The organism is Pseudarthrobacter sp. B4EP4b (genome assembly GCF_006680095.1).
In the GTDB taxonomy this organism is placed as follows: Bacteria; Actinomycetota; Actinomycetes; order Actinomycetales; family Micrococcaceae; genus Arthrobacter.
Genome location: NZ_VHIJ01000036.1, coordinates 1 through 17450, shown reverse-complemented (window position 1 = coordinate 17450; position 17450 = coordinate 1). Strand labels below are relative to the sequence as shown.

At 67.0% G+C, this 17450-nt stretch carries 16 protein-coding genes; 4 read left to right on the top strand and 12 right to left on the bottom strand.

Translation table 11 applies throughout. From position 1 onward, the window contains the following. Positions 1 to 267: 267 nt before the first annotated feature. The 4 genes from FNL14_RS13065 to FNL14_RS13050 form a co-directional block, all read right to left on the bottom strand. Entirely contained in the window at positions 268 to 1254 is a 987-nt protein-coding gene (locus tag FNL14_RS13065; protein ID WP_142060691.1) for a Ppx/GppA phosphatase family protein, read from the bottom strand. Positions 1255 to 1261: 7 nt separating this feature from the next. Next, positions 1262 to 1681 carry an SseB family protein gene (locus tag FNL14_RS13060; RefSeq protein WP_142060689.1) on the bottom strand — a complete coding sequence of 140 codons (420 nt, stop codon included), beginning with the start codon at positions 1679 to 1681 and terminating at the stop codon, positions 1262 to 1264. Between the two features lie 93 nt (positions 1682 to 1774). Continuing rightward, entirely contained in the window at positions 1775 to 4501 is a 2727-nt protein-coding gene (gene topA, locus FNL14_RS13055; protein WP_142060687.1) for a type I DNA topoisomerase, read from the bottom strand. Positions 4502 to 4637: 136 nt separating this feature from the next. Next, positions 4638 to 6272, bottom strand: coding sequence for a methyltransferase (locus FNL14_RS13050; RefSeq protein WP_142060685.1), 1635 nt, complete (start codon positions 6270 to 6272; stop codon positions 4638 to 4640). 78 nt (positions 6273 to 6350) lie between these two features. Between FNL14_RS13050 and FNL14_RS13045 the strand changes: the two genes are divergently transcribed. Both FNL14_RS13045 and FNL14_RS13040 read left to right on the top strand, forming a co-directional pair. Further along, the gene (locus tag FNL14_RS13045; RefSeq protein WP_142060683.1) at positions 6351 to 6800 is read left to right on the top strand and encodes a hypothetical protein; all 450 of its coding nucleotides are present in this window, start codon (positions 6351 to 6353) and stop codon (positions 6798 to 6800) included. A gap of 65 nt (positions 6801 to 6865) precedes the next feature. After that, on the top strand, positions 6866 to 7435 hold the full coding sequence (locus tag FNL14_RS13040; RefSeq protein ID WP_142060681.1) for a hypothetical protein: 570 nt from the start codon (positions 6866 to 6868) through the stop codon (positions 7433 to 7435). Positions 7436 to 7470: 35 nt separating this feature from the next. Here FNL14_RS13040 and FNL14_RS13035 read toward each other — a convergent pair whose 3' ends face one another. Next, complete coding sequence (locus tag FNL14_RS13035; protein WP_091422569.1) at positions 7471 to 8364, bottom strand: rhodanese-related sulfurtransferase; 894 nt, start codon at positions 8362 to 8364, stop codon at positions 7471 to 7473. A 151-nt stretch (positions 8365 to 8515) separates the two neighbouring features. Here FNL14_RS13035 and FNL14_RS13030 point away from each other — a divergent pair, with 151 nt between their 5' ends. Continuing rightward, entirely contained in the window at positions 8516 to 9208 is a 693-nt protein-coding gene (locus FNL14_RS13030) for a GNAT family N-acetyltransferase (RefSeq protein ID WP_142060679.1), read from the top strand. 104 nt (positions 9209 to 9312) lie between these two features. Beyond that, positions 9313 to 11688 (top strand): DEAD/DEAH box helicase, encoded by a 2376-nt coding sequence (locus FNL14_RS13025; RefSeq protein ID WP_142060677.1) that lies wholly within the window; start codon positions 9313 to 9315, stop codon positions 11686 to 11688. A 166-nt stretch (positions 11689 to 11854) separates the two neighbouring features. Here FNL14_RS13025 and FNL14_RS13020 read toward each other — a convergent pair whose 3' ends face one another. The 7 genes from FNL14_RS13020 to ssd form a co-directional block, all read right to left on the bottom strand. Then, the gene (locus tag FNL14_RS13020; RefSeq protein WP_142060675.1) at positions 11855 to 12247 is read right to left on the bottom strand and encodes an Rv3654c family TadE-like protein; all 393 of its coding nucleotides are present in this window, start codon (positions 12245 to 12247) and stop codon (positions 11855 to 11857) included. Continuing rightward, a complete protein-coding gene (locus FNL14_RS13015; protein ID WP_142060673.1) occupies positions 12244 to 12669 on the bottom strand; it encodes a TadE family type IV pilus minor pilin in 426 nt (141 codons plus the stop codon). The genes FNL14_RS13020 and FNL14_RS13015 overlap by 4 nt, the downstream gene beginning before the upstream one ends. After that, on the bottom strand, positions 12666 to 13028 hold the full coding sequence (locus FNL14_RS13010; protein ID WP_142060671.1) for a DUF4244 domain-containing protein: 363 nt from the start codon (positions 13026 to 13028) through the stop codon (positions 12666 to 12668). Before FNL14_RS13010 ends, FNL14_RS13015 begins: the two co-directional genes overlap by 4 nt. 246 nt (positions 13029 to 13274) lie before the next feature. Next, on the bottom strand, positions 13275 to 13892 hold the full coding sequence (locus tag FNL14_RS13005; RefSeq protein WP_142060669.1) for a type II secretion system F family protein: 618 nt from the start codon (positions 13890 to 13892) through the stop codon (positions 13275 to 13277). Further along, positions 13889 to 14698, bottom strand: a complete 810-nt coding sequence (locus tag FNL14_RS13000; RefSeq protein ID WP_142060667.1) for a hypothetical protein — start codon at positions 14696 to 14698, stop codon at positions 13889 to 13891. The genes FNL14_RS13005 and FNL14_RS13000 overlap by 4 nt, the downstream gene beginning before the upstream one ends. Then, positions 14695 to 15894, bottom strand: coding sequence for a TadA family conjugal transfer-associated ATPase (locus tag FNL14_RS12995; protein ID WP_255470824.1), 1200 nt, complete (start codon positions 15892 to 15894; stop codon positions 14695 to 14697). Before FNL14_RS12995 ends, FNL14_RS13000 begins: the two co-directional genes overlap by 4 nt. 74 nt (positions 15895 to 15968) lie before the next feature. Further along, entirely contained in the window at positions 15969 to 17168 is a 1200-nt protein-coding gene (ssd, locus tag FNL14_RS12990; protein ID WP_142060663.1) for a septum site-determining protein Ssd, read from the bottom strand. Between the last annotated feature and the right edge of the window lie 282 nt (positions 17169 to 17450).

Sequence of the window (17450 nt, the reverse complement as noted above, 5' to 3'; positions counted from 1 at the left end):
AAACCCGTCGGGATTGGGCCGGATCTGACCCGGCGTTGTACTGGAAAGATTCACAGCTGGCTCACATGTTGGGTGCAGGTACTTCACAACTAGCAGCCCTACTGTAGTTAGTACCTCATTGAGGGTGCGAGTGATGCGGCAGGCATGGGGATGCCTGCCAGGGCACCGGCGTACGCGACAGGTTTTCCCCCATTTTCCTGTCGTGGCCGCCGGTGCTTCCGCTTTTAAGGCGTCGCCTAAAACATTTAGCGGGCTACGCTGCAGCGTTTAGACGGCCGCCTCGACGGCCGGCGGCGTAACGTGCGGGGCCAGTTCCCTGGGCCCGGAAAAAACCAGCTGGTCGAGGCGGCGGAGGATGAGGCCTTCGCGCAGCGCCCACGGGCAGATTTTGATTTTTTTGAACTTGAAGAGCTCCAGTGCCGCCTCCGCCACCAGTGCCCCGGCGAGCAGCTGGTGGGCCCGGGCTTCGGAAACGCCGGGCAAGTGGAGCCGGTCTTCGGCTTTCATGGCAGAAATGCGCTGCGCCCATACTCCGAGGTCGGAGCCGTGCAGCACGCGCTTGACGTAAGGGCCTGCTGCGCTCGGGGCAGCTCCGGCAATCCGGGCGAGGGAGCGGAAGGTCTTGGAGGTTCCTGCGACGACGTTGGCCCGGCCCAGCCCGTCGAATTCCCGGACTGCCGGCTTGAGGGTGGCCTGGATGTAGCGCCGCAGTTCTTTGACACTCTTGGCTGTGGGCGGATCATCCGCAAGCCAGTCCCGCGTCAGCCTGCTGGCACCCAGCGGCACGGATGTGGCAACTTCCGGCAACTCGTCCTGGCCGAACGCCATTTCGAAGGAGCCGCCGCCGATATCCAGGTTGAGGATGGGTCCGGCACCCCAGCCGTGCCAGCGCCGGACGGCGAAGAAAGTCATCGACGCTTCCTCGCTTCCCGTCAGTTCCTGCAGCGTGACGGTGGTTTCGTGCTTGACACGAGCCAGGACTTCGGGGCCATTGGTGGCCTCGCGGATGGCGGAAGTACAGAACGCCAGAAGGTCCTCGGCCTTGTGCCGGGCCGCGAATTCCCAGGCTTCCAGGACAAATTCGGTGAGTTCGTGCTGGCCGGCGTCGCTGATGCTGCCGTCCGGCTCCAGGTACTGGACCAGGGAGAGCGGACGCTTGTGCGAGGCGAACGGGACTGGCCGCGCGCCGGGGTGGGCATCCACCAGGAGGAGATGGACAGTGTTGGACCCGATATCGAGGACGCCTAGCCGCATGCTGACATTATTCCTCGTCGGCGCGCTTGAAGTCGCGTTTGATGTTGGCGACACCTTCGGGGTTGATCTCAAAGCCGTAGGCTGCGCCCGGGTTGATGACCATTCCCAGCTCGTCTCCGATGTTGGCAATGATGGCCGCGCCCTGTGTGCCGAGGACATTGGGGGCCGCGTCCAGGTACTGCTGGTCCACACGGCTGGGGTGCGAGAAGACGGCCAGGACGGGGTCGCCGTCGGCGTTGGCGAGGACCAGCGGCTCCACCTGGGAATCGACGCCCTCAATGTTGTCAGAGCTGACGATGTAGACCTCGCTGTTCAGGAAAGACAGGATGACGTCCACAGGACTGGCATCAGGCTGTCCGCCCAGGGCGAGCTTCTCCTCGAGGTCATTCAGCGGCTGGAGATCCGTGTGCAGGGGCTGTTCAGTCATGTACCTACATGATCACGTGGCGATGGCCCTTGCAAACGCGATGGTTGAGCCCGTCGAAACCACGTTCGGGTTCGACAGGCTCAACCCCGGAAACTACTTCTTCGCCGTTGCCTTCTTCTTGGCCGGAGGCTTGCGGGTGGCGGTGCGCTTGACCGGGCCCTTGGCGCGCTTCTCGGCCAGGAGTTCAACAGCCTGTTCACGCGTGAGTTCCTCCAGGGAGGTGGCACGCGGAACCGTGATGTTGGTGATCCCATCGGTGATGTAGGGGCCGAACCGGCCTTCCTTCACCACGATGTTTTTCTCCGACACCGGGTCCGGGCCGAACTCCGCCAGCGGCGGTACCGCGGCCCGGGCGCCGCGCTGCTTCGGCTGGGAGTAGATCTCCAGCGCCTGGTCCAGCGTGATGGTGAAGATCTCCTCCTCCGAACCGATGGAGCGGGAGTCGGTCCCCTTCTTCAGGTACGGCCCAAACCGGCCGTTCTGCACGGTGATCAGGTTGCCTTCGGCGTCCTCGCCCAGGACGCGGGGCAGGCTCATGAGCTGCAGTGCCTCGTCCAGGGTCACGGACTCGACGGTCATCGACTTGAACAGCGAGCCGGTGCGGGGCTTGGCCTTGACCGGCTTCTTGGGCGGCTTGGGCTTGCCGTTCTTGTAGTACTCCACCGGTTGCGCGGCGATCTGTTCCTCGGTCATCTCCGGGATGATCTCGGTGACGTAGGCGCCGTACCGGCCGTTCTTGGCGACGACGGTATGCCCGGTGTGCGGATCGGTACCCAGCACCCGCTCCTCGGGAGCGGCCGTCTCCATCAGCTCAACGGCCTTGGCGGCGGTCAGTTCGTCGGGGGCGAGGTCCTCCGGCACATTGGCCCGCGCCGACTCCACAATCTCCCCCGTCTTGGGGTCCACGGTGGCGGCGGAGCTTTCAAGGTACGGGCCGAACTTTCCTACCCGGAGCGTGATCTCGTCCGTGATGGGAATGGAGTTGATTTCCCGCGCGTCGATCTCGCCAAGGTTGTTGACGATGCTCAGCAGGCCAGGATCGGAGTCCTCGCCGAAGTAGAAGTGCCGGAGCCAGGAGGCGCCCACGGCCTGGCCGTTGGCGATCTTGTCCAGGTCGCCTTCCATGTCCGCGGTGAACTCATAGTCCACATAGTCGCTGAAGTGCTGTTCCAGCAGCCGGATCACGGAGAACGCGATCCAGCTCGGTACCAGGGCGGAACCCTGCTTCCGCACGTAGCCGCGGTCCTGGATGGTGGAGATCGTGGAGGCGTAAGTGGACGGACGTCCAATGCCCTTCTTCTCCAGCTCAGCCGTGAGCGAGGCTTCGGTGTATCGCGGCGGCGGGGACGTTTCGTGGCCGATGGCCGTGATGTCCGCGGCGGTGAGGGAATCGCCCTTGGCCACGTTCGGCAGGCGGCGCGCTTCCTCGGAGTCGTCATCGCCGCGGGTCTCGTCCTTGCCTTCCTCGTAGGCTGCCAGGAAGCCGGGGAACGTGATCACGGTGCCCGAGGCGGAGAATTCGGCGTCACGCCCGTCAGAAGCCACGGCACCGAGGCGGATGGTCGCCGTCGAACCCTTGGCATCAGCCATCTGGGAGGCGACGGTGCGCTTCCAGATGAGTTCGTAGAGCCGGAATTCGTCGCCGGAGAGCTGCTTGGCCACCTGTGCGGGGGTGCGGAAGGAGTCGCCGGCGGGGCGGATGGCCTCGTGGGCCTCCTGGGCGTTGGCTGCCTTGCCGGTGTACACACGGGGTGACTGCGGGATGTACTCGGGCCCGTACAGTTCGGAGGCCTGGCGGCGGGCAGCGGTGAGGGCTTCGTCGCTCAGCGCGGACGAGTCCGTACGCATATAGGTGATGTAGCCGTTTTCGTACAGCCGCTGGGCCACCTGCATGGTGCTCTTCGAGGAGAACCGAAGCTTGCGGCCCGCCTCCTGCTGCAGTGTGGAGGTGGTGAAGGGCGCTGCCGGGCGGCGGGTGTAGGGCTTGGTGTCGACGGAGCGGACGGTGAACGAGGCGTCCTGCAGCCCTGCCGCCAGGGACGTTGCCAGCTCCTCGTTGAGGTGCGCCACGTTCTTGGACGTGAGCACGCCGTCGTCGTTGAAGTCCCGGCCGCTGGCCACCTTGGCGCCGTCCACGGCGGCGAGCTTGGCCTTGAAGGAGCCGGCGTCGGCGCCGAACTGGCCGGTGAGGTCCCAGTAGGAGGCGGCCTTGAAGGCCATACGCTCGCGTTCCCGGTCCACCACCATGCGGGTGACCACTGACTGCACGCGGCCGGCGGACAGGCCGCGCGCCACCTTGCGCCAGAGCACCGGGGAAATCTCATAGCCGTACAGGCGGTCCAGGACACGGCGGGTTTCCTGCGCGTCCACCAGTGCCGTATCGACGTCGCGCAGGTTGCCCATGGCGCGCTGGATGGCTTCCTTGGTGATTTCGCCGAACGTCATCCGGTACACCGGGACCTTGGGCTTGAGCACTTCGAGGAGGTGCCACGCGATGGCTTCGCCTTCGCGGTCCCCATCGGTTGCGAGGTAAAGTTCGTCGGCGTCCTTGAGCGCGGCCTTGAGCTCGGTCACCTTTTTCTTTTTGTCCGGGGACACCACGTAATACGGCTTGAAGTCGTGGTCAATGTCGACGGCGAACTTGCCCACCGAGGTTTTCTTCAGCTCTGCGGGGAGTTCGGACGGCTGCGGCAGGTCGCGGATGTGACCAATGGAGGCCTCTACGATGAAGCCCTCGCCCAGGTACTTGGCGATGGTCTTGCTCTTGGCCGGAGACTCCACAATCACGAGTTTCTTGCCGGTTTTGGCCTTGCTTGGCACGGTGCTCCTACAGAAAAAGGTTGCTCGGGCAGATGCGCCCATACTGGCCTAGTTCACCATATTTTGCAGAAATGTGCGCATCCATGTGGAAAAGAGGGGGGCCGGCGGCACACCGCTCCGCGCCTTCGTCTGCGCCCTATTGACCGGCTGGAATCAGGAAACCGTCCCGGACCAGGTTGGCTGCTTCGGCGAGCAAACCGCTGCGGAATGTGCCGGCGTCGAACCCGTCCTCCCCGCCCAGCAGCGCCTCCAGCGCACCGGCGATCTGGCCCGCCGTGAGGTCGCCGTCGCAGGCCGAGACAAACCCGGCGAGTTCGGTGCTGAGCAGGTTGGTCCGGCGCAGGCCGGCGCCCTGGCGCAGCAGGATCACGCCCGGATGCTCGGCGCCGGGGCGCTGGTGGCGTTCCTCAGTGACGTCGTCCGCCACCAGCAGGTGCGCGTCCCCGATACTGTTGGCTGCCAGCCAGTCCTGGCGTTCCAGCGCCGCGCCCAGGTGCGGGCCGATGGGCTGCTCGATGGGGTAGGTAATCTCCTCGAACCGGCTGAAGCCCTGGCCGGAGCCAGCCGGCCGCCGCAGCAGCACCATTCCGAAGCCGATCCCCGCCACGTTCCTGGACTCGAAGTCTTCCAGGTAAGCCGCATACGCGTCCCGGTAGTGGTCCCGGTCCCGGGACTCGGAGGCGTCCCGCAGCCAGGTTTCGGCGTACTGCTCCGGGCTGACCAACTCCCGCTGGATGAACCAGGCATCCACGCCGGGAACCACCCAGGACTGAGGACGCTCCTGCCAGTCCGTGCCGGCCGCCACCTCCCAGTTGCCCAACATCTGGGCCGTGCCGCCCTCAGCCAGGACAGCCGGGAGTCCGGCCACCAGGGCAGCCACGATGTCATCGCCCGGCAGGCCGCCGTCGCGGTAGGTGAACTGCTCCGCGGCATCTTCCCCCGGGCTCCGTGGCGTGATGACGAACGGCGGGTTGGAGACCACCAGCCCGAATTCCTCGCCGGCCACCGGTTCCAGCAGCGAGCCCAGGCGCAGGCTCACCCGGTCCCCCAGCCGGTCCGGGTCCACCCCCAGGGCCTGCGCGTTCAGGAGGATATTGAACCGGGTAAAGGCAAGCGCCCGTTCGGAAATGTCCGTGGCCGTCACATGCTCGCAGTGGTGCAGCAGGTGGAAGGCCTGGATGCCGCAGCCCGTGCCCAGGTCCAGTGCGCGGTTGGTGTGGCGGCGGAAGGTTGTCTGCACCAAAGTGGTGGAGGCCTGGCCGATGCCCAGGACGTGGTCGTGCCGGAGCACACCCTCCTGCTGGTGCGCAGCGAGGTCGCTCGCCACCCACAGTTCAGCGCCGCCGCTGCCGTCTTCATTAGCGTCCCAGCCGTAGGGCCGCAGGTCGGCTTTGGCGGCAAGGAGCGCCGTGCCGGGAACGGGCTCCACCAGCCCCAGGGCAAGCAACCCTTCCGCGCGAAGGCCCGGCAGGACGGCGTCGAGCGTTTCCTTGGGCTGGGGCTCGGCGAGCAGCCACAGACGGACGACGGCGGCAAGCGCCTTGGCGCCCTCGTCCCGCCGGACCGCGCGCTCGGCAGCGAGCAGTGCCGGGATGGTCTGGTCGCGGTTCAAGGCGGTGTAGGCGGATTCGCCCAGGAGATTCGTGACGCCGTCGAGCGTGTAGTCCACGGCGCGCAGGTCCGCGGCGAGTGCGGCGAGCAGGTCCGGAAGGTCGCTGCGGGGCGCGTCGGGAGTATTACCGGCGGTGAACTCGTATGGGGATTCAGGCACCGCTCAAGTTTAGTGCGGGAGGTCCGGCCCGGCAGGCGCTGGAACGTTGCGGCCTGCCGGACGGGGTAGCGTTGGGGTATGCCAACAACGCTTTCCGTCCTTCCGCGCGCCCGGAAGCAGCCCGCCGGCCCGAAGCGCTTCCCGCGCACAGCATCGGCGCTGGCAGGCCTGGCGGCCGTAGCCCTGGCGGGATGCTCGCCGGTGGTGTCGATCGAGAACGCCGACGTGCCCCAGTGGCGGGCCACCGCCTTGCCGGCATCGCCGGGCGCCGTGCTGAAGGATGCCGGGAAGATCCTCAACAAAAACCGGATCATCCGGGAAGCTTCCAATGTCAGCGCCGGCCGCTACACCCTGACGGCGACCTGCGAGGGCGGAGGCAAAGCGTTCTTCGCGGTGTCGCTGGACGGGGAAGACGTGGTGGATGCCGGAGCCGCGTGCAACGGCAGCAACGAGGTCACCAGGATCACACTGCCCAATACAGGGAGGCTGGAAATCAGCACCTCCAGTGTGGACGCGCCCCTCATCTAGGCCTACCAGCTGATGCCGGCGCAATAGCTATGGTCCGCGGAGGCTTGCGGGCTTAAAGTCGGACTATGCCCAGTGTGCGGAAATCCTCCGCGCCCGGTCCGCTACGGACAGCCCCGGCGCCGCTGGCGCGAAAGCCTGCGTCCGCCGTCGTCCTCGGCCTTGTGCTCGCGGCAGGGCTTGCGGTGGGCGGCTGCGAATACACCTACGACGACGGCCGCTGGGCCGATCCCGCTGATGCGGAGCAGACTGTGGCCCCGGCGCCGGCATTCACCCGCGATCCGCTGGAGCGGGAACCCGTCAGCGAGGCCGAGCTGGAGTCATGGGTGTCCCGCAGCCTGCCAGATACCGGCGATCCGGTCATGTACGCGGCAGCCGGACTGCTGGCCGCGGGCGAAACCCGCAGCGAAACTACCCCCGTGGTGGGCACCGGCACCTACGCATTGGCGCTGGCCTGCCGGAGCCAGCGCCGTGTGAACTTCACGGTCCGCAGCGACGCGCTCACGCTGGTTGACCTGGGGCTGCGGTGCGGCATCAACCGCGAGAACGTCATTTATCTCTCGGCCGAGACTGCCCTGACTGTCACTGTGGACGCCCGGACAGGTGCAAACTACGCGTATCGGCTCCGGCGCCTGTGACAGGCGTTGCGCTTCCGCAGGCCGTGAGCCCGGTCCTACGCCGCGCAGCCTTCGGGGCAGCGCAGGGTTTCCGGGCTGGAAGCGCATTCGGCGCAGTACAGGGTGAGGGTGCGGCAGCTCGGGTTGGAGCAGTTCTCGAACTTACTGGTGGGGGCCGAGCATCGTACGCATTGGCCAATGGTTTTCGCGTCCTCGCTGAATTCGAGGTGCATACGTTTGTCGAACACATACAGCGAGCCTTCCCAAAGGCCCTGGTCCTTGAAGGTTTCGCCGTAGCGGACGATGCCGCCGTCCAGCTGGTAGACCTCTTTGAAACCGCGGTTCACCATCAGGCTGGAGAGCACTTCGCAGCGGATGCCGCCGGTGCAGTAGGTGACCACCGGCTTGTCCTTGAGCCCGTCGTACTTCCCGGACTCGAGTTCCTTGATGAAGTCGTGGGTGGTGGCGACATCGGGGACGATCGCGTCCTTGAAGCGGCCGATCTGTGCTTCGAAGGCGTTCCGGCCGTCGAAGAAGACAACCTCTTCCCCGCCCTGCTTCTTTGTATCCACGAGTTCGTGCAGTTCTTCGGGTTTGAGGTGCTTGCCGCCGCCCACCACACCGTTGTCGTCCACTTTCAGTTCGCCGGGGGCGCCGAAGGAGACGATTTCGTCGCGTACCTTGACGCTCAGGCGCGGGAAGTCTTCCGCACCGCCGTCGGACCATTTAACGTCGATGCCGTGGAAGCCCTTGTACTCGCGCGTGGTCTTGACGTACTGCTTCACGGCGCCGATTTCGCCGCCCACGGTTGCGTTGATGCCGTCTTTGGAGATCAGGATGCGGCCGGTCAGGCCCAGTTTCTCGCAGAGGGCACGCTGCCAGAGCCGGACGGCGTCCGGATCAGCGATGGGGGTAAAGCCGTAAAAAAGCACGATTCGGTTCAAAGCCACGTATTTAAGGGTACCGGCTTGGATTCCAGTGGCCTGTCCCGGTTCTGCCACGGGCGGGCGCCCAGGGGTGCCGCATCACAATTGCATAAGCTCAGGACTTCTTGCCTGCCACCCCCTGTTGCTTGTGATCGGGGTGGAATAGTCTCATCGCATGAGCCCGGAAACCATGGTTAACGACATCACTGGCCTTCTTGAAGTGTGGGTGGCCGGATGGGCTGGCTGTCGCGGTTACCGGACATCGTCGGAAGGCCGCTTTCCGGCCGCGCTCCGGTCTGATACCTCAGGTGAATGGGAGTTTTTCGCGTCCGATCCAACGGACACGGAGTTTGCCGTGCTCGCGGCGAAGGCGGCGGAAGTGCCGGCCCGGGGCCTGACGATCCTGACGAACGACCTCGCCCGGTATTCGGAACTTGCCCGGCAGCACGGATTGAACGTCACTTCCGACACCCAGGCCATGATGATCGTGGACATGGAAACCCAGGACGCCGAGGATCCTTGGCTTTCGGATGACGACCTTTCCCTGGCGGCGTCCGAACAGGACGGTGTGCACTACGCGGAGGTGCGCTCCGGTGACACCCTGGCCGCCAGTGGCCGGGTTTATGTGGTGGGCGACACCGCGGTGTTCGACAAAATCATCACCGAACCGGCCTTCCAGCGGCGCGGCCTTGGCAGTTTTATCATGCGCGCACTGGCAGCGCAGGCGTTTGGGCATGACGTCCAGACCGGGCTGCTGCTGGCGTCCCTTGATGGCCAGAAGCTCTACTCGCATCTTGGCTGGACCACTGTTTCCCGGGTGCTGATGCTGTCCGCATCCCGCGACGGGGCCGATCTGTCCCTGAGTTAGCGCCTGGCGCATCTCCCTGAATTCCTGGATTTTCCGCGTCTCCCTTGTTTCCCCCGAGGGCGAACCCGGCACGGCAAGCCCGCGGCGGGTGAAACAATATATGGGTGAACCCCCATGACTCCCTGATTCCGTTGCTGGGCCGCGGCCCGGACCCGGAACAGCTGCGTCATGTCCGCACCATCCCCGCCCGCAAGGCGGTGCATGAGCCGTGGCCGTCCTGGGTCCACCCGGATCTGGTTGCAGCCTACGGTTCGCTCGGAGTACAGCAGCCCTACCGCCACCAGGTGGAAGCAGCTGACATTGCGCACGGCGGCGGGCACGTTGTGGTGGCCACCGGGACGGCTTCGGGGAAGTCGCTCGCCTACCAGCTCCCGGCCCTGGATGCCATCCACCGTTCCGAGCTGCGGGTTCTTGCCGATCCGGGAAAGATCCACGACGACGGCGCGGTCACCCTCTACCTGTCCCCCACCAAGGCCCTCGCCGCCGACCAGCTCAACGCCATCCGGGCACTGCAGCTGCCCACCGTCCGCGCCGAAACCTACGACGGCGACACCGACCCCGCCTCCCGGCGTTGGATCCGGGACCACGCCAACTTCATCCTGGCCAATCCGGACATGCTGCATTTCGGTATCCTTCCGAACCATGCCTGGTGGGCGGCCTTCTTTCGGCGGCTCCGCTATGTAGTCATTGACGAGGCGCACAGCTACCGGGGCGTCTTCGGCTCACACGTGGCCAACCTGATGCGCCGGCTGCGGCGGATCTGCGCGTATTACGGAGCCGGCACCTCATTCCCCGAGCCCGTATTCATCGCCGCGTCAGCCACGGCATCTGATCCCGATGTCTCCTTTGCCCGGCTCATCGGCGCCCCGGTGAAGGCCGTCTCGGAGGACGGGTCACCGCACGGTGCCACCACGGTGGCTTTCTGGGAACCGGCGCTCACCGAACTCCGCGGCGAGAACGGCGCCAAGGAGCGGCGCACAGCCGTGGCCGAAACGTCCGACCTGCTGGCCAACCTGGTGTCGGCCCACGTCCGGACGATTGCTTTCATCAAATCGCGTCGAGGTGCGGAGACCATATCGTCTATCACCAAGCGGCTGCTCGACGAAGTGGACCCCAGCCTCCCGCAGCGCGTGGCTGCCTACCGTTCCGGGTATCTGCCGGAGGAACGCCGGGCCGTGGAGAAGGCACTGCGCTCCGGCAGGCTGCTGGGTGTTTCCAGTACCTCCGCGCTTGAGCTGGGTATCGACATCTCAGGCCTGGACGCTGTCCTGGTTGCGGGCTGGCCCGGCACCAGGGCCTCGTTGTTCCAGCAGATCGGGCGGGCCGGCCGGGCCGGGCAGGATGCGATCGCGGCCTTTGTTGCCAGCGACGATCCGCTGGACACCTTCCTGGTGAACCACCCGGAAGCAATCTTCGACGTCTCCGTGGAAGCCACTGTTTTCGACCCGGCCAACCCCTATGTGCTGGGCCCCCATCTGTGCGCTGCGGCAGCGGAACTGCCTCTGGGGCCGGCTGAGCTGGACCTGTTCGGGGGCACGGCCGAGGCACTCCTCGACCGCCTTGTGGAACAGGGGTATTTGCGGCGCCGCCCGGCGGGCTGGTTCTGGACCCACTCCCAGAGTGCGGCCGCCATGGTGAACCTGCGGGCCGACGGCGGCGGGCCGGTCAGTATTGTTGACGCCGATACCGGCTCCCTCCTCGGGACGATGGACTCACCCCAGACCCACTACCAGGCGCATACCGGCGCCGTATACATCCACCAGGGCGACAGCTACGTGGTGGAGGACCTCAACGAGGACGATCACTGTGTGGTGGTCCGCCGCGCCAATCCCGACTACTACACCACGGCACGGGACGTCACCCAGATTGAGGTGCTGGAAACCCAGCGAACCGCCAGCTGGGGTGACGTTTCCCTGCACTTCGGCGACGTCAAGGTCACCACCCAGGTGGTTTCCTTCCAGCGCAAGGCCCTGATCTCCAACGAAATCCTTGGTGAGGAGCCCCTGGACCTTGGCGCCCGGGAGTTGTTCACCAAGGCAGTGTGGTTCGAGGTGGACAACCGGTCCCTTACCGCCGCCGGCCTTATTGAGGCACAGTTCCCTGGTGCCCTGCACGCCGCCGAGCACGCAGCAATCGGCTTGCTCCCGCTGGTGGCTTCGAGCGACCGGTGGGACATCGGGGGCGTTTCGACTGCCCTGCATGCCGACACCGGGGTGCCCACCATTTTTGTGTATGACGGGCACCCTGGCGGTGCCGGCTTCGCCGAGCGCGGTTTCGACAAGGCGAAGGTGTGGCTGGCGGCGACGCGGGATGCCATCAAGGCCTGCGAATGCGAATCAGGCTGCCCCTCCTGCGTCCAGTCGCCCAAGTGCGGGAACAAGAACAACCCCTTGGACAAGGGGGCCGCGGTCACCCTGCTCGACGTCCTGTTGAAGGATGCCACCGAGGCCAGCGCCGAGAGCGTGGAAGCCCAGCGCTGACGCCTGGTTCCTTCGCCTTGCTCAGCCTGACTCCCGCAGACTGAATCCCTGTTTATGCCTCAATGCTGGTTCAGATTGTCGCCCCCCTTAGATTGAAATCCTGGCTCCTTCCTGGCCCTCCTCGGACCCAACCGGGCTCGAACCCGGGTTCAGCCGTTTGCCGTGTTCAGGGCGGGGGTCCCGCCCGTGCCCGGCCGCTCGCCGCGCCCAGCACCGTCCGCTCGATCAGCTCCGTCCGGACCTCCACGGTTTGGGCCTCTCCCTCGAAGCAGCTGACCACCGCAGCGGCATGCCGCGCCGCGACTTCGGCCGCCACGTCGCAGGGCTCCCCGTCGGTGACCCCGCGCAGGGCGTCCGCCGCGGCGAGGGCAGCCAGGTCGGCGGCTGCGGCGGCCCTGCTGGCCAGCACAGCCGACTGGGCCAGGAGCAGCAGCAGCGCCATGGCCGTCATCACCATCAATGCCAAACCCGCTGCGAGGACTGTGCCCGAGCCGCGCTCCGGTCCGTCCCCAACCCTGGCCCTGGCTCTGGCTCTGGCTCTGGCCCTGGCCCCGGTCATCCGGTGCCTGCCGCAGCCGCGTCGGCCGGGGAAACACCCGGGCCCGCTGCAACTGCCTCGCTGCGGGTTGAGGCGCGGGCCGTCAGCGTCCACGGAATTGTTGCCCCCAGCGGACCCCCTACCCGGTCTGCGACAGTGACGTTCAGCCACTCGCCCTCGGCTGCCACAGCCGCAGATGCCGACGGTCCCGAAAGCTGTCGTACGATCCTTTCCACGGCTGCCGCATCGTCCCCGCGGGCCAGCGCACGTGCACCCGCCCGGGCGCCTTCCTCCAGCCGCAACTGGGTGACCCCGGCGGCTGCACCGGAAAGCAGCATGGCCAGCAGGAGCACAACGGCAGGCAGGGTCACGGCAAATTCTGCGGTAACGGCGCCCCGCTCTGCCGGTGGCCGAAGGCGCACCGCATTCGGCGCACCGGTCATGGCAACGCCAGTGCCGTGCGGATCAGGTTCAGCAGGAAGCCACGCACTTCCTCACTGCGAAGGATGAAGACCAGCAGCCCGGCGAAGCCGACGGCGGCCAAAGTGGCGATCGCATACTCAGCCGTGGCCATGCCGGCTTCTGATCCGAGCAGCCTCCGGACGCCGGTGCTGCGTTGGGCGGTGGCACCCGGGTAGACGCTGGCACCCGGGTAGAGCTCCACCACGTTGGCCGGCAGTGAAGCAGACCCGGTTGGAGGCGCATCAGCGGATCGGGTTGCGGTGCGCCGTTTCGTGTGGTGCCGGGCTGCTGCGAGCGCTGCGGTTCCGGCGGCGTAACGGCGGTCATGGTTGATGGACATGCGGTGATTCCTTTCGATGGTCCGGCAGGGTTGCCGGTTGGTTTGACTCTTCCGGGCCGTGCCGCGAGCGGTAAGGCCGGCTATTGCGTAAGTGGAAAAGTTGGGGACGGTTAGTGGCTGTGGAGGGAAAGAGCAGGCCTGACGATTGGCCGCGACCCGGCGGTGGGAAGCCCCTCGGAACTGCCCGAACTGCCCGAACTGCGCCAGGACCGCCGCTCTGTCAGCTGGACGGGACCAGCCGCACCGTCAGCCCGACGGGACCAGGGCCAGCAAAACGGGCACAACGCCCAGGCAGATAAAGGCCGGCAGCGAGCACAGTCCCAGCGGGACCACCAGCTTGACGCCGAGGGACGCTGCGCGCTTTTCCGCTGCACGGAACCTCTCCCGGCGAAGCCTGGCAGCCTGCGCATAGAGGATCGCCGAGGACGGAGCTCCGGTGAGCGCCGCGAATCCCAGGGCATCCCGCAGTTCGAGAATGGCGGGTAACCTGACGGCTGAGCTTCGCCACGCAGTCTCCCAGTCCGCTCCGATTGCCAGTGCGGAAACGACGGGTCGCAGCGATTGGCGGTACTGGGAGGACGCCGAGGCCGAGACAAGATCAAGGGAACGGCCAATCCCTGACCCGGCGTCCAGCATGGCGGCGACGAGTTCGAGCATCATGGCGGTGTCCTGCAGGCCGTCGGGTCCATCCCGGCTGCGGAACCGGCCGCCAGCAGTCCCTGGATCATCAGCCGAACCAGGATTTTGGGCCAGGGACAGGGCGGCCAACCGCTTCCGTGGCCGGCCCCTGCCAAGGAATAAAAGGCAGGCTGCGGCGGCCAAGAGGGCCAGGATTGCGAGCGCCGGCAGCAATGTTCCGGTCATGGCAGTCCCGCTCCTGCTGCAGCCGCCACCAGCCGGGCGGACCATACCCTGCCCGCTATGGTGAGGGCAGCCCCAGCCACGAGGGCCGCCAGTCCCAGCGGCGTGCCCAGCAGAATTGCCAGCGGATCCACGCCGAGGGCCATGCCGAGGCCCAGCCCCATCAGCGGAAGCCAGGTGAGCAGCCTGACCGTTGCTTTTGGCCCTGCCAGTGCCGTCTGCCGGGCGGCGTCGGCGTCGTCCTCTACTTCCAGCTGCGCCGCGAACCTGGTCAGCACGTCAGCCAAGGGGCAGCCGCTTGCTTCTGCGATGTCGAAGCAGGCCGCAAGCTGGGACCAGATCCGGGATTCCTTGCCCGGGCGCGGAAAAACCGCGGGCAACGCGCGCCTGATGGCCTCAGATACCGGAGCACCTGTACGCGCGGCGGCGCGGGCCGCCGCCAGCAGCGCCAGTGAGCCCTGGCTTAGCCCGGTGCCGTGCCGCCATGCGGATGGACCATCCTGTTCGGTTTGGCTGCTCGCCCCGTAAATTCCCCACAGCTCATCCCACAGGCGGGCCGGGGTGCGCCCACCCTTCAGCAGCGCGGCAAGCTGTTGCACCACCAGAGTCATGGATGCTGCAGGGCCGGAGACCGCCGCCTTCCCGGTTCCAGGCCTGATCCCCCTGATCAGGCGGGCCAGCGGCCTTACCGATGTTCGGGCAGCAGCAACACCACCCGTGGCGCGGCGGAACCTTGCTGCCGCACCCTGCGGCGGGCGAAGAACCAACAGCGCAGCCAGCACCAGGGCCGCTGCGAGGAGAATGGTCACAAGCCTTGCCCCGGTTCACGTCCCAGCCGGTTGGCCAGTGCGTCCCATCCCTGACCCCGAACGGTGTTGCCCTCCGAGGCTTCCAGGGCTGACACAACGCGAAGACCGTCACTGCCGTCCTCGATAAGGCCGATGCACGCCACTTCCCTTCCGCGGCCGGTCCTTTCGACGTGGATCACCACGTCAAGGGCGCTGGCCGCCTGGAGCCGGACGCCGTCCGGGCTCAAGCCGGCGAGCGCACCCAGGGCTGTGAGCCGGGCAGGGACAGCATGCGCAGTATTGGCGTGGATGGTCCCGCCTCCTCCGCTGTGTCCGGTGTTCATTGCGGTCAACAGTTCCCGCACCTCAGCGCCGCGGCATTCCCCCACCACCAGCCGGTCGGGCCTCATGCGCAGGGCCTGCCGGACCAGCTCGCCCAGCCCCACCTCCCCGCCGCCTTCGAGGTTTCCGTGCCGGGATTCGAGGGCGACCACGTGTGGATGGACCGGGTTCAGCTCGGAAGCATCCTCGATGAGGACCAGCCGCTCCGCGGGGGCACACAGCCCCAGCAGGGTGGACAGCAGCGTGGTCTTGCCGGAACCCGTGGCGCCGCTGATCAGAAAACTCAGCCGAAGTTCCAGCACCCGTTCCAGGACGTCCCTTACCAGGGGGCCGAACATTCCGGCCGCCTGCAACTCGTCCATGCTGAAGACCCGTTCACGTCGGATCCTGACGCTGAGCAGGGTTCCCGCCGTGGACACCGGCGGCAGGACCGCATGGATACGGTAACCACCCGCCAGCCGCACATCCACGCAGGGCGAACCGTCATCCAGACGGCGCCCTCCCGCGGCAACCAGCCTGCAGGCCAGCGCCCGCAGCTGGGCCTCATCGCCGAAGGCGACGGGGACGGGCTCGATGCCCCGGCCCCGGTCCACCCATACCGAGTCCGGAGCGTTGACGAAGATGTCCGTGACCGCCGGATCCCGGGTGAGCGGCTGCAGGGGTCCCAGTCCGCTGAGCTCGGCGCTGATGCGCTCCACCGCGGCCAGCGATCCGGCCGTGCCCAGCAGCTTGCCGGTAGCCTGTACCGCCGCAGCAACCCGCGAGGGCGTGACAACGCCGGCTTCGGCCATCATGGACTCGCGGACCGATTCCAGCAGCCCGGCGTCAACGATCTGCCGCTCCACCCGGCGCGGGTCCCGGCGCTGGCCTTCCATGCGCTGGCCCTCGATCAGCCGGGCACGGCGCCGCAGCCCGTCAGCTGTTCCCGATCCTCGCGCGGATTGCTGCTTCATCGGATCTCTCCCGTGGGCAGCTCGTCGCCGAGTGTGTCGAGCACTGAGGCGGCAAAATGCCGGACGCTGCGCCTTTTGCCCAGTTCCAGCAGCCGGCCCGATTCCATGGCGGCACCGACTCCGCGGAGCTCAGGCACGCGTCCCTGCACGGGCAGGCCGATGGCCTCCGAGATCAGCGAGGCGTCCAGCGCAGCCCCCGACCGGCCCCGGACCAGGAGGCCAGCCTCCACGGGCGGGAACTCGTTGAGCAGCCGCACAGCCGCGACGGCCGCCTTCAACTGGGCGGGAACCACCATCATGATCCGGTCGCAGTCCCAGGCATAGGACTGGAGGGGTCCCGCGCCCCGGCCGATGTCCAGCACTACCAGTTCAAACCCGCGGCGTGCGGCGTCGAGCACGCCGGTGGTGGTGGGCGCGGCCACGGGTACGGGCTGTTCACGGGTGGCCGGCCAGGACAGGAACGAAAATCCTCCGGAGACGGGCAGTGAGTCGGACAGCTGGCCCGAATCGATGCTGCCCCGCGCTTCGGAAAGGTCGGGCCAGCGCAGGCCCGGGCTTTCCTCCGCGGCGATGGCCAGTTCCAGCCCGCCGCCCCAGGGGTCGCCGTCAACAAGCAGTACGCGTGCTCCCATCCCGGCTGCCGCCTGTGCTATCCAGATCGCCGCCGTGGTGGCTCCGGCGCCGCCGCACCCGCCGGTCACACCCAGGATGATCCCGCCCGGGCCGGGCGCCCGCGAGCGGCTGAGGTGGTCCGCCAGCCAGGCCGCGGCGTCAGGGAGCACGGCCACCCGCTCAGCGCCGAGCGCCGCGGCCAGGTGCCACAGGCTGTCGCCTTCACCGTCCAGACCGACGAGGACAGCCGGTGCCCGCCGCCGGGGCGGCAACTCCCGGATGTCACTGCCCACCAGAACCGCGGCCGAGCCATCCCAGTACCTGGCCCCTTCCAGTGCATCGGCAACAACGCGAAGATGCGCTCCGGCTGCCGCCACGATCCGCTCCACCTCGGCACGCACAACAGCGGACGAGGTGACCAGCAGCACCTCTTCCCCGCTGTCCGGCAGCCAGGCCTTGTCCGGCCCTGCCAAACCCGCCGCAAAGCCGGGAGAGGCTGGCAGCAGCAGGTCATCCGGGCTCCGGGACGAATGCCCGGCAGGGACTGGATCTGAAGGGATGGGTGTCAACTGATGCCTGCTCATGGAGCCACTGTCCACCGCTGGCCGGGCAACGATAAGGCAGCCCCGGCCCTATGTGTACAAAACCGGCGGCAACAAGCCTGTGCAGGAAGAGTGACGGCGGCAAAGCATGCGAAAAAGACAAGGCAGAATTGGAGCATGTACCTCCTGCTCGCCGCCCACCCCTCCGGCGCGGTCCTGCAGGAACTCACCCAGGCCGGCCACCCCCACCCGGACAATCCGGAACCCAGGCTTGCCTCCACGAGCGAGCTGGCCGACGTCGTCCGCGGGCTGGAACGCACGCCC

Bases quoted from the DNA above. Each gene is read 5' to 3' on its own strand.
- FNL14_RS13020 (WP_142060675.1), bottom strand. From the start codon at position 12,247: ATGACCGGGGCCAGGGCCAGAGCCAGAGCCAGAGCCAGGGCCAGGGTT.
- FNL14_RS13015 (WP_142060673.1), bottom strand. From the start codon at position 12,669: ATGACCGGTGCGCCGAATGCGGTGCGCCTTCGGCCACCGGCAGAGCGG.
- FNL14_RS12995 (WP_255470824.1), bottom strand. From the start codon at position 15,894: ATGGAAGGCCAGCGCCGGGACCCGCGCCGGGTGGAGCGGCAGATCGTT.
- FNL14_RS13030 (WP_142060679.1), top strand. From the start codon at position 8,516: ATGAGCCCGGAAACCATGGTTAACGACATCACTGGCCTTCTTGAAGTG.
- FNL14_RS13065 (WP_142060691.1), bottom strand. From the start codon at position 1,254: ATGCGGCTAGGCGTCCTCGATATCGGGTCCAACACTGTCCATCTCCTC.
- FNL14_RS13040 (WP_142060681.1), top strand. From the start codon at position 6,866: ATGCCCAGTGTGCGGAAATCCTCCGCGCCCGGTCCGCTACGGACAGCC.
- ssd (WP_142060663.1), bottom strand. From the start codon at position 17,168: ATGAGCAGGCATCAGTTGACACCCATCCCTTCAGATCCAGTCCCTGCC.
- FNL14_RS13005 (WP_142060669.1), bottom strand. From the start codon at position 13,892: ATGACCGGAACATTGCTGCCGGCGCTCGCAATCCTGGCCCTCTTGGCC.
- FNL14_RS13045 (WP_142060683.1), top strand. From the start codon at position 6,351: ATGCCAACAACGCTTTCCGTCCTTCCGCGCGCCCGGAAGCAGCCCGCC.
- FNL14_RS13010 (WP_142060671.1), bottom strand. From the start codon at position 13,028: ATGTCCATCAACCATGACCGCCGTTACGCCGCCGGAACCGCAGCGCTC.
- FNL14_RS13060 (WP_142060689.1), bottom strand. From the start codon at position 1,681: ATGACTGAACAGCCCCTGCACACGGATCTCCAGCCGCTGAATGACCTC.